Annotated in this window: 9 protein-coding genes; 3 read left to right on the top strand and 6 right to left on the bottom strand. The window is 33.6% G+C overall.

Annotated features, from left to right (window positions below):
- Positions 1-39: 39 nt before the first annotated feature.
- The 5 genes from AC07XN_RS20240 to AC07XN_RS20220 form a co-directional block, all read right to left on the bottom strand.
- Positions 40-1125 (bottom strand): aminotransferase class I/II-fold pyridoxal phosphate-dependent enzyme, encoded by a 1086-nt coding sequence (locus AC07XN_RS20240; protein ID WP_494744354.1) that lies wholly within the window; start codon positions 1123-1125, stop codon positions 40-42.
- A 114-nt stretch (positions 1126-1239) separates the two neighbouring features.
- On the bottom strand, positions 1240-2592 hold the full coding sequence (locus AC07XN_RS20235) for an MATE family efflux transporter (RefSeq protein ID WP_494744353.1): 1353 nt from the start codon (positions 2590-2592) through the stop codon (positions 1240-1242).
- Positions 2593-2874: 282 nt separating this feature from the next.
- Positions 2875-3522: a response regulator transcription factor gene (locus tag AC07XN_RS20230; RefSeq protein WP_309911997.1), complete on the bottom strand. Its 648-nt coding sequence runs from the start codon at positions 3520-3522 to the stop codon at positions 2875-2877.
- Positions 3523-3533: 11 nt separating this feature from the next.
- Positions 3534-4325, bottom strand: a complete 792-nt coding sequence (locus tag AC07XN_RS20225; RefSeq protein WP_494744352.1) for a sensor histidine kinase — start codon at positions 4323-4325, stop codon at positions 3534-3536.
- Between the two features lie 699 nt (positions 4326-5024).
- Entirely contained in the window at positions 5025-5468 is a 444-nt protein-coding gene (locus AC07XN_RS20220; RefSeq protein WP_494744351.1) for a hypothetical protein, read from the bottom strand.
- A gap of 325 nt (positions 5469-5793) precedes the next feature.
- On the opposite strand from AC07XN_RS20220, the gene AC07XN_RS20215 reads away from it, so the two are divergent.
- Positions 5794-7557 carry an ABC transporter ATP-binding protein gene (locus AC07XN_RS20215; RefSeq protein ID WP_323247754.1) on the top strand — a complete coding sequence of 588 codons (1764 nt, stop codon included), beginning with the start codon at positions 5794-5796 and terminating at the stop codon, positions 7555-7557.
- 124 nt (positions 7558-7681) lie between these two features.
- On the opposite strand, the gene AC07XN_RS20210 is transcribed toward AC07XN_RS20215, so the two are convergent.
- The gene (locus tag AC07XN_RS20210) at positions 7682-8260 is read right to left on the bottom strand and encodes a DinB family protein (RefSeq protein WP_494744350.1); all 579 of its coding nucleotides are present in this window, start codon (positions 8258-8260) and stop codon (positions 7682-7684) included.
- A 292-nt stretch (positions 8261-8552) separates the two neighbouring features.
- On the opposite strand from AC07XN_RS20210, the gene AC07XN_RS20205 reads away from it, so the two are divergent.
- Together AC07XN_RS20205 and AC07XN_RS20200 are read left to right on the top strand one after the other, a co-directional pair.
- The gene (locus AC07XN_RS20205; protein ID WP_494744349.1) at positions 8553-9281 is read left to right on the top strand and encodes a hypothetical protein; all 729 of its coding nucleotides are present in this window, start codon (positions 8553-8555) and stop codon (positions 9279-9281) included.
- 252 nt (positions 9282-9533) lie between these two features.
- A complete protein-coding gene (locus AC07XN_RS20200) occupies positions 9534-11798 on the top strand; it encodes a peptidylprolyl isomerase (protein WP_494744348.1) in 2265 nt (754 codons plus the stop codon).
- Positions 11799-11982 lie beyond the last annotated feature (184 nt).

Raw genomic sequence — 11982 nt, 5'->3', positions numbered from 1 at the left:
CGACTTAAGTCGCACCCTAATAGAAAGATTTTTACGTATCTAATTAATCTCTAATTCTTTAATCGTCGCTACAAGTACTCTTACCGCATTAGTTAACCTTTCTTTAATTTTCTCCCCTCCCAAAGCTATTCTAATATATTTTTCGCCATCAATGCTTTCATCAATGGCAAATTCATTTCCACTGGTGATGATTATTTGTTTACTCGCCATATCATTTACTAATCTAGTTGAATTGATAGTGTCAGGTAAAGTTATCCAAATATGACTACAAGTAGGATTTGTTCGATAGATAAGTCCTTCTAAAAGTGGCGTTACCATATTCTGTAACCTTTCTGCCAAAGCTTGTTTTTGTTCTATAATTGTTTGAAGAGCATTCGTTTGTAATAAATAGCTAGTCAACCCACTAAGTAAGGAAGAATTGCCACTAGACGACATCCTGATATAATCTGCCACATTTGTTTTCAAATACTTCGGAAGGGCTACAAAAGCAGTTTTAATCAGTGGATTAAAGGGTTTAGACAAGCTATAAATATGAATAGTCTGCTCGGGCAGTAAATCTAAAAACCTAAGCGGAGGATTGACACACATAAACCGATAGGCATCGTCTTCAATAATTAAAAGGCTATGTTCCTTCGCATACTCAGCTATCTGACGCCTTCTTTCAATAGGCATGACCACACACGTAGGATTTTGTATGGTTGGCTGTATGTACAATAATTTACTTCTAGTGGTTTTCACAATCGCATCCAAGCCTTCTATCGTAATACCTTCATTATCAACTTCGCAGGGTATTAATTGATAGTTATTTTCTAAAGCAATGCTTTTAAAGGATACATACGTAAAAGGCTCAGTAATGATTGAATCATATTGTTTCCGACAAGCCTGCAATAAACAGAGTAATGCCTGATTACCACTATTACACATGACAATATCAACGATGTCTGGGAAAAGCTCAGATGATAAACCTAGCCATGAAGCGCCTAAATCAATCGTATTTTTATCGCCATGAAAGGGAGGAAATAATAAAAAATCTTTTTGTTCATTGACAAAGTCATTCGTAAAGTATTGCTTGATTAAATCCATCTCTGTAGGAACAGAGGGATAATTAAATTTTAAATCTATCATTATAAGGTTAGTTTATTTTCAACATTAAACAGTATGATTTACACTTTTAATTTACAAAATAATTGAAAAAGTCACTAACCTTTAGCTCACGACTTGGAAAGTCGTGCTACAATATTATAATTCCATTTTGCCTACTTTATTGTAGAATCTCCAGCTTAGTAAACTTGCCGAAGCCAACAGACTTAGCGTTAAGCCTATCCAAATACCAATGTGTTTTAAATCATAGACAAACCCTAAAACATAACATAAAGGCAAGCCCACCCCCCAGTAAGCAAAGATGGTAATGAGCGTAGGAACGTTTACATCCTGTATTCCTCTTAAAATACCAATACTTACAGCCTGAACGCCATCAAACAATTGAAAAATACCACCCCATATAATTAATTGAGCGGCTAGTACAATTACGCCTTCATCTTTTACGTAACTCGCAAAAAAATCATTAAAACTAAGCATCAATATTCCGCAGATACTCATAAAGATTATTCCCATCAATAAAGCAGCCGTACCAGCTTTAAAAATAGCACTTCGGTTTCTTTCTCCTACTCCCGCTCCTACCCTAATACCTCCTGCGGTCGCAATACCTGTAGATGCCATATAAGTAAGTGAAACAAACCCTATAGCAACTTGGTGAGCAGCTTTATGCTCAATACTTATCCAACCCATCATTACAACAGCCCCATAGAAAGCGGCAATCTCAAAAAATCCTTGAAAACCACTAGGGATTCCCACTTTCAGGATATTTTTGATTAGTGCTGACATTTCATCTACCCGAAGCGTAGCATCCAAATAATCTTTAAATTTTCCAGAACGAAAAACGTAGTAAGTAATAGCAATCAGCATGTATACTCTGGCAATACAGGTAGCATAACCCGCTCCCTTTAAACCTAAAGTAGGAAAAATCCAGATACCATTGATTAGAAAATAGTTCAGAACAATATTCAATAATAAGGCAGTCCATGTAATATTCATGGCTACTTTCGTATGCGAAAGACCATCTGTAAAGCTCTTCATTGCTGAAAAAAGAAATGCTGGAATGGTTGATGCAGTCATAATCCACAAGTATTCTTGTGTAAGCGTCTTAATCTGCGGAGGTTGCTGTAAAATTTCCATATTAAGACCAAAAGCCACTACTGCAATAGAGCAAACTATACCCATGAGGATAGCCACCCATAAACTTGATTTCAATAATAGATGACATTTCGCAAAATCCTTTTCGGCTTTGGCTTTTGAAACCATAGGAGAAACAATTTGCAAACAGATATATCCAATAATAGAAATATTAATCAAAATACCATTCGCATCTGCTGCTGCTGCTAGCGACTCTACCGCACCTTTATCGATTCGGCCTACTTGTATAGTATCTACCAAACCCATAATCATAATACCAAGCTGACCAGCAATAATGGGTAGCGACAAACGGAAAGTAGCAATTAGGTCAGTTTTGTAATTTTTAAATAAATTTTTCAAGGAGATTGTTTTAAGAGAATTATTGATAAAATAGTATTGTGAAGTATAATCCTACAAATTAAAGCATAATTGAATCGTAAAAGTTCTATTTCATTTTGATAAAATAAATTAATAATAGTCTTTATTAATCTACTAATACTTCCTTAACATTCGACCTTTTAGTTTTTCAAATTGCATAAGACAAAAAATCCCGTCAAGATTGCTCTCAACAGGACTTTAAAATGGGTAATTAAAATTTCTTTCTATTTCTAATTAGCTGATGACTAATAGAAAAGTTTAATGTTATAAAACCACTATTCCCAACCGAATAGCTTCAATTACGATTCCTACCCTAGATTTCACATTCATCTTATAGAAAGCCTGTTCTCTGTATCCATCTACGGTCCTATTGGCACAACACATTTTACTGGCAATTTCATTGTAGGTAAGTTCAGAACAAGCATAACGAACAAACTCTAATTCACGGTCGCTAAGTCCTAATTCTTTAATAGGGTTTTTAACTTTTTCAGGGTTTAAACTTTTCAATAATTTATCTGTCACAAATTCAGTATAGTAAAACCCTTTATCCATCACATTATCCAAAGCAATTCTTAGTTCAGACGGTTTACATCCTTTTAATAAATATCCTCTGGCACCGTTTCTCAACATTCCAACAATGGCCTCCTCTTTATCATACATCGAAAGGGCAATCACCTTTACTTCTGGATGATTATTCTTTACCCATAATGACGTTTCATAACCGTCCATTTCAGGCATATTGATGTCTAATAGCACAACATCTGGTATCATTTTTAATTTAAAGTGGTGTATCAACTCTTTCCCATTAGCAACTTCGTACATCACTTCATACTTTTCCATTTTTTGAACCAAACCTGCCAAAGCATTGGCAACCAAAGTGTGGTCATCAACAATAGCGATTTTGTATTTCATTCTTTATAATTTTAGTGGCTTAATGTTATCTTAATCTGGGTTTGGATTCCTATTTCAGAGGTTATACTACATGTTCCTCCAATTAGTTTTACTCGTCGTTGAATATTTCTTAATCCAGCTCCCGACTGGCTTATTTCTTTCTGCTGGATGGCCTCTATATCAAAACCTTGTCCATCATCTTTAATACACAATTCAAAACTATCAGGCAAATAACTCAATAAAATGCTAAGGTTTTTAGCTTTAGAATGCTTTAGGGCATTATTTAAAATTTCTTGCGATACCCTAAATAAAACAATTTCTCGTTCATATCCAAGCGAATATTGCTCACCTACAGTATGAATTTCAGTAACAAAGCGTTTGGTTTTGCGAATTCTTGCCATTTCTAAGGAAAGACTTTCTTCTAAACCAAATTGTTGAACAAAATCACCATCTAAGCTTTTGGTTAAAGCACGTAAATCGTTGATAGATTGGTTAATAATTTCATTAGTTTGTTTAATATAACCATCATCATCAGGCATTTCCTCTTCCATTACATTCAAATTAATTCTAGCTACCGAAAGTAACTGACCAATATTATCATGCAATTCCTGTGAAAGCTCTTGTAAAGTTTGATTTTGTACTTCTAACTGAGAGGTAAGAATCTCTTGTTCATAGGCGATTTTAAGCGCTTGTTTTTCTTCACGATGTTTGGCTTGGCGTTTTTGGAAGAGAATAATAAAAGCAACAATAAAAGAAGTTAGACCAATGAAAATAATTGTTCCAAAAGCTAAAACCAACAATATGTCATCTATCTTCTTTTGCATAAGAATCCTACAATAAACATAACGTATAAAAATATATTAAGAATGGTATTTATATTAAATAACGGTTTTACCAAATCTGAGTGCATTCTTTCTAAAGTATCTATTAAACCCATTAAAAAGAAATTACCCGCATAAAAAAAGAAATTACCTACACTTATCCAAAACATGGGTAGTTTAGTCAAAATTATGATCTCATCCTTTAGATATAATTCATAAAAATAAAATAGAGATAACCCAATAATAAGCAAGCACCTTAAAAGGAAATTATAAGGAGTATCAGTGAAAGTCTGAAGATACAGAGAGCTAAATGCTGAAAATATAATGAATATAAAAATTGAAAATAAGGTTATTTTTTTTGCTATTCTATTTTTAAAAGTAGAAGAATAAATATAAGCTATGCAGGAATACTCAATAGGTCCATAAATATGGAATAAAAATTGATTATTTATCTTGAATAACCTGAAGATTGTATATCCACTTGTTTCAACAATTATGATAATAAACAATAAGAAAGTAAATACTTTAAAGTATTTCTCATGATATTTTTGATTCATCAATGAAACAAAAAAGCAAATTATCACAATAATGATATAAACAATCTGTAAATACATACAACTAATTGATTTAAAATCCCTTGAAAATTTCATTTGTAAACATAGTACCTCTACACAAAAATGTTTAGAGGCACTATATTAGTAACTATGTATTTTGTAATATTTTTAATGTATCATATATTTTATTTGGTGGATGCCCTGTGCCATCTTCCTCTCCCCAAATGCCTTCTTCAATGATAATTTGTCCATTAACCTTTCTTTGTCTTGTATATATTACTGGTTCATTATTTTTATCAATTGCAAATAAAGCTACTGATATTCTCCCAAGATATTTAACGAAGTAAATAGCTAGACCTTCATAACCAGGTTGGTCTGTTAGTCTTTGGATACTATCTTTATCAAATAAATAAGCTTTAAATTTAAAGGCATTTGCAATAATTTCATTAGAGAATTCCGTTATCATTATTGCAAGTTCTTCTCCAGAAAAAGCTCTTCCACCTAGGTTAGGGTCTTCATCAACAGGTATCACTGATAAGTCATCAATTCTCTCATCATAATTTCTACTTTGAGTTACAAAAAGTTTTACCATAATAATCAGGGGTTTAAATTGTGAATACTTTATTTTGTTTTAACTATTTGAAGCTACCATTTTATCATTAATATCACAATAGGCTAATCTATACAACCTACTCAAAATCAACATATTAAAGGTTTTTAAACAAAAATACCGTATTTATACCCTGCAAAATCAGTGGAAATACGGTATTGATTTCGACTTTTACGGTGCTTAAAATAATGACAAAAAACTGGACTTTTGTTACTACTTATTTCCACCATTCTAAACCATTCCACAAAATCTTATGTTAATTTTGAAGTAAGTATTGAAAACCACCTCAATTCTTTAAAAATATTAAATGAGAAAAGAAGAAAAAAGCGGCCAAATATTTGACATTCAAGTCCTTAAAAGAATATATAGTTTCCTTTCCCCTTATCGATTACGATTCTGGTCTTTGGTACTTATTATCATGGTTGCTGCTTGTGTTGTACCCCTCAACCCTTTATTAATTCGCCATACTATTGATAATTATATCGTAGCAGGCAATTACCCTATGCTTACCAACATGCTTTTGTTGATGATAGGTGTATTGTTGTTACAGGGCTTTCTTCAATTTGTTAGTGCTTATATGGCTGGTTGGTTAGGACAAACCGTCATTCGTGATATCCGTGTTGAATTATATGAGAAAATATTATCCCTTCGACTAAAGTTTTTTGATGATACTCCTATCGGGCGCCTTGTTACCCGTACTGTATCGGATATTGAAACACTTAATGATGTATTTTCAGAAGGATTAGCAGCTATTGCTGGGGATATTTTACAATTGATATTAATTACAGGCGTGATGTTCTGGACAGATTGGCGACTAACCTTAATCTGTCTGTGTACAGTGCCATTTATGGTTGTTTCAACCTACCTGTTTAAGGAATATATTAAGAAAAGCTTTAATGAAGTACGTTTGGCAGTTGCCAACTTAAATTCATTTGTCCAAGAGCACATCACAGGGATGAACATTGTACAAATTTTCAATTCAGAGAAAATAGAATACAATAAATTCCATGCTATCAACGAAGTACACCGTGACGCACATATTCGTTCTATTTGGGCATATTCAGTCTATTTCCCTGTAGCAGATGTGATTTTAGCAGCAGGCACAGGTTTAATTGTATGGTTTGGTTCAAAACAAATCCTGACACACGACATGACTTTGGGTACGCTTACGGCCTTTATCATGTTTATGAACTTGTTCTTCCGCCCTATTCGGTTCTTGGCCGACCGTTTCAATACGCTTCAAATGGGTATTGTTTCTACTGAAAGGATTATCAAGCTATTAGAATCTGATGAATACGTAGTGAATAACGGTACTTACAAAGCTGATCAGTTAAAAGGCAATGTTCGTTTTGAAAATGTTTGGTTTGCGTATAATGACGAAGAATATGTATTAAAAGATATTTCATTTGAAGTAAAACAAGGCGAAACGATTGCATTAGTCGGAGCAACTGGTGCGGGTAAATCATCAACCATTAATTTATTGAGTCGCTTTTATGAAATCAATAAAGGTAAAATATGGGTGGATGATATCGACTTACAAAATTATGAATTGAATAGTTTGAGAAGCAAGATTGGGGTAGTGTTACAAGACGTATTTTTATTTTCAGATACCATCGAAAACAATATTACGCTTGGAGACAAAAGTATTACCCGAGAAAAAATCATTGAGGCTGCCAAACTAGTAGGTGCTCATGAGTTTATTGACCGATTACCTGATGGTTACGACTATAATGTAATGGAAAGAGGGGCTACCCTTTCTGTAGGACAAAGACAATTAATTTCGTTCGTAAGGGCTTTAGTACACGACCCTAAAATTATTGTTTTAGATGAAGCTACTTCTTCAGTCGATACTGAAACCGAAGAGATGATTCAGAATGCCATTGCTAAATTGATGAAAGGCAGAACGGCCATTGTGATTGCTCACAGACTTTCAACGATTCAGAATGCCCATAAAATATTAGTTTTAGATAAGGGTGAAATCAAAGAAGAAGGCACTCATGAAGCTCTTTTAGAAAAAGATGGCTGGTATGCAAGCTTGCATAAAATGCAGTTTATTACAGAAAACGCCTGATAATAAAAGTTAAAGATAGACTTACCAAAGATAAGCTCGTTATATCATCGTATAACGAGCTTATTCTTTTTTAGCGTATTTACACACTCATATATTAAATAGGATTTAGAGGATACAGTAAATTTTAGTCTTCTACAGGCTGATTGTAACTAATGTATAAATTACGTTTGGCTTGTAAAATATGGCGGTGATTATGGGCAATTAAAAATTGGAATACATCTCCTAATCTCAATCGTATAAATTTTGCAATTGAAATTGGTATACGGATAGCATTCATATCTACTTCAATACTTTGTTTTAATAAGCTCAAAAGTTCCTCTTGTTGTGCAATAAACTCGGCTACTACGGCATAGGCATCTAAGTCAGTTGCTGGGCTATGGCTTTTGGTAGCTTTCATCTTCATCATCTTTTCTTTTGGCTCCATCAATTGTGTAAAGTAAGCCCCCAACATAGAACTCTTGAAGACTAAATTTGGATGATTAGATTGTTGGGGACTCAACTCTTTTTTAATAGCGGGTAAATAATAGTGTCCATAACTATTCAAGTGTTCAAGGCATTGAGCAATACTCCACCCCCCATTACTCGCAGGGTGTAGTAAAACACTCTCATGAAGGTTTTGAAAAAGTTCAATGCTTTCTTTTAAATGAAGCTCTATCCTATTTTCTAATTGTTCTATCAGTTGCTTGTTAGCTATGCCTTTCATATCGTTGATCTTTTAGGAGGTTAAAATTATATTGCAAATTTGGGTTATCTAACAATAATAAATGTTGGTAAATACCAATATTTTATAAATTGAGTTTTATTTAAATTACACCACTAACTTTATTGATTATGAGGCATTTTCATCTAAATAATATTAGAATACACATTGTATTAACATCATTTATCAGCCTCTGATTCATCCAAAAGTGGAGTCTTTAAGGATTGTAGCTAAGAAAATTTGCAAAGAAGCATAGAAATGCCCTATTTTGAATTATTAAACCATGATTTACCAAATGATAACAATATCCTTCCTCAAGAACAAAACTGCCGCTAATAGTAAATTTATCCTATTAATAGCTGTTTATCTATGCTTTACGGCTTGTAAGAGCAATAAAGTTGTTAGCGCTACCACTACTCAGGCACCCGTAGTGAAGAAAGATAAAATTGTAGAACTGACGATTAAATCACTTGAAGCGATTGATTTGGAAGAAGACCTAAGCTTTGCTGATGAGGTTTCTTTAACTTATGCCCTTACGTTGGTAGATGAAAACAAGAAAATCTTAAAAGTTATCAATAATTCTTGGGGCGTTGAAAGCGTAAAGAAAGGTCAAGTTGTAAAGGCTGATAAATTTAAAACGATAGAATTAACAGTTCCAGAAAATGGCAAATTGTTATCTTCTGTTATCTTGATGGAGATTGACGATTATGAAAAAGCAATGGCAACCATCAATAAAATCAATAATTTTGGAGGATTAGCAAAAATACCAGCTACTATCATCAACATCGCTGAATATGAAACCCCACTTGCCATCGTCTTCGCTAGCTTACAAGCCGCAGGCTTAGGATTGAAGGTTGCAGAGCGTTTTGACCAAGACGATTTATTAGGACAAAGTACCTTTGAATTAAAACTAGATTCTCTTTCTACTACCCAAAATACCTATCCCGTCAACTTAGTCTTTGAAGGAGAGCATTTCAAGAACACTTTTCGGTATAAACTCACTTATGAGTTAAAAATACGCTGATTTAATACACCCATTTACCATAAGCACCTAAAAAACAGCATTTTATAAAATTATGTATATTTTTTAATAAAATAGACATAATACTTTGCTGGGTTTTTATTTATATTTTTGTCATTCTCTTACAATAAACATAAGCATTTAATAGTTACATAAGGTACCATGTACTTATACGTTTTGTGTGTTGAAGCGAATAAAATCTAGGGGTATCAAAGGTTTGGAAGTAATTGCTTCAAACAATTAAGATTGAAAATAATGAATAAATCACTAACCAGAATATACAGGCTAATTGCATTAATATTGATAACGGTTACCACTGCCGAAGCTCAAAATGAGAATTATGCCCTTAAAATCGGGAATAGAACTATCAATTCAAAAGAATTCTCCCAAACTTACCAAAAGCTTACTCAAAGCGATAGTGTCCGAAAAGATAATCAGAAAGAGTTTATTAATAATTACATTAATTATAAGCTAATCGTATACGCTGCCGAGCGTATGGGGAAAGATACTACGCGTGCATTTCGTGAAGAAATAGAGACCTACCGCAAAGAATTGGCTAGCCCATATTTAGTAGATAAATTGATTTTAGAAAAGCTTATCCAAGAATCGTATGAAAGAATGCGTGAGGAAATAAGGGTAGCTCAGATTTTTATTCCCTTGGCCAAAAATGCTAGTCCTGCCGATACAATGGCCGCCTACAATGAATTGAAAAGTTTAAGAGCTAGGATAACCAAAGGAGAGTCGTTCGACCAATTAGCAAAAACTTATTCCAAAGATACTTACTCTGCAGCCAAAGGCGGAGATTTAGGCTTCCTCTCTGTATTAGAAAATAATTATACGTTTGAAACCGCCGCTTATAATACTCCTAAAGGCGAAATGTCTAATCCTTTTAGAACCAACAAAGGATTTCATTTGATAAAGGTATTAGATAGACACTCGTTTAGAGGAAAAGTAAAACTAGCCCACATTCTTGTAAGTCTTTCGCCCTCTGCTTCGTCAGAAGAAGCAACAAAGGCTAAGAAAAAAATAGATGAGGCCTACGAATACCTAAAAAGAAATGAACCTTTTGAAGGCGTGTGTAGAGTTTTCTCTGAAGATACTCGTACCAAAGATAATGGTGGGGTAATGAACAGATTTTGGGATGCAGGTACACTGATTGACCAAAAAATTGTTGAAACAGTTTTTGCCTTAAAGGAAAAGAACGATTATACACAGCCCATTCAAACTTCCTTAGGTTGGCATATTTTCAGGTTAGTTGAAAAGAAAAGTTTGCCAAAATATGATGAGATGGCTCCTTTCATTCGTCAGAAAATAACAGCTGATGCTTCACGTAATATCATTATCAAGAATAATTTAGTAAAGCGTTTGCAAAAAGATAATAACTTTCAAGAGATATTATCGGTAAAGCAAGAAGCCATCGAAAACTTCTATAAAGATAGAATCGGCACGGAAGATTATCTGGCTAAAGAACTCTTCACTATCAATCAGACAAGCTCATCGGTAAAAGATTTTTATAGTTTTGTGACGAAACATCAACGCCAATTAGCCAAACTAAAAGCCCTTGATGAAAAAACACCACAAGATTGGTACGACCTTTTTGTGGAGAATCAAAATCTTAGATACGAAGAATCAAATCTTGAGATAAAATTCCCAGAGTTCCGTGCTGATATTCAGGATTACAGAGAAGGTATCCTGCAAAAACAGATGCTGAATGATAACGTCTATGAAAAATCATTGGATTCATTGGCACTAGTAAAATTCTACAATCAGCACATCGACCAATATCAATACACACACCGAGTGTTAGCCAAAGTAATCTCTAGCGACCGTAAAGAGACTTTAGAACAAGCAAAAACGTTGTTGGCGAAAGCTCCTTATCCGATGAATCGCAGATTCCCTGATATTTATTTTGAAAAAGATAAGTCTGTGCTTTCTAGTGATGCTCAGAAAATGCTTTATGATTTAAATATTATTCTATTGAAAAATAGAGATTATATAGTGGAAGTAACAGGTAATTCTGACCCCGAAGAAGCTGAAAATATTTCGGCAGAAAGAGCAAAAAAATCTGTAAACTATTTAATAAACAGTGGCATTACTCCGATGAGAATCATCGAAAAAGATGATGGAAAGTATAAGCCTATCTCGAAAACTGATAGAAGCAAAAACAGCAGAGTAGGTATTAGATTTTTATCAGACTCAATGGAAGACGTTGTTAAGCGTTTCAATGCTTTGAAACCAAATAGTCTTACTGCCGAAGAAGGATTTTTCAAGAAAGATGAAAACGAATATTTAAAAGATGTAGAATGGACGGTGGGTGAAAAAAACCTAAACCTAAAAGGCAGATTCGTTTCAATCAATATTTTGAAAGTAGAAGAACCTAGAACAAAAACTTTTAAAGAAGCTCGTGGTCAGATAACCAGAGATTACCAAAAACAGTTATTAGAAAACTGGATAAATCAACTAAAATCAAAGTATCCAGTAACTGTTAATGAAAACGAAATACAGAAAGTAGTAAACTAACACAGAAAGTCAAAAGATGAAGTAAACGTATTTCTCTTTTGACTTTTTTTCATATTAATCTCCCCATTTATCATTTTGGTAAATTCTTAACACTTTTTAACGGTACTGGCATATCAAATTAGAGATTAAAAAACGTTATCTTTGTCAATCTACGTACATTTTAAAAAACCATAAAACCCTGTAC

Source organism: Arcicella sp. GW458-12-2-14-TSB2 (assembly GCF_059423785.1).
The sequence above is the reverse complement of the archived record's forward strand: the minus strand, read 5'-3'. Positions and strand labels throughout refer to the sequence as shown.

Bases quoted from the DNA above. Each gene is read 5' to 3' on its own strand.
- AC07XN_RS20225 (WP_494744352.1), bottom strand. From the start codon at position 4,325: ATGCAAAAGAAGATAGATGACATATTGTTGGTTTTAGCTTTTGGAACA.
- AC07XN_RS20210 (WP_494744350.1), bottom strand. From the start codon at position 8,260: ATGAAAGGCATAGCTAACAAGCAACTGATAGAACAATTAGAAAATAGG.
- AC07XN_RS20220 (WP_494744351.1), bottom strand. From the start codon at position 5,468: ATGGTAAAACTTTTTGTAACTCAAAGTAGAAATTATGATGAGAGAATT.
- AC07XN_RS20240 (WP_494744354.1), bottom strand. From the start codon at position 1,125: ATGATAGATTTAAAATTTAATTATCCCTCTGTTCCTACAGAGATGGAT.
- AC07XN_RS20215 (WP_323247754.1), top strand. From the start codon at position 5,794: ATGAGAAAAGAAGAAAAAAGCGGCCAAATATTTGACATTCAAGTCCTT.
- AC07XN_RS20200 (WP_494744348.1), top strand. From the start codon at position 9,534: ATGAATAAATCACTAACCAGAATATACAGGCTAATTGCATTAATATTG.
- AC07XN_RS20230 (WP_309911997.1), bottom strand. From the start codon at position 3,522: ATGAAATACAAAATCGCTATTGTTGATGACCACACTTTGGTTGCCAAT.
- AC07XN_RS20205 (WP_494744349.1), top strand. From the start codon at position 8,553: ATGATAACAATATCCTTCCTCAAGAACAAAACTGCCGCTAATAGTAAA.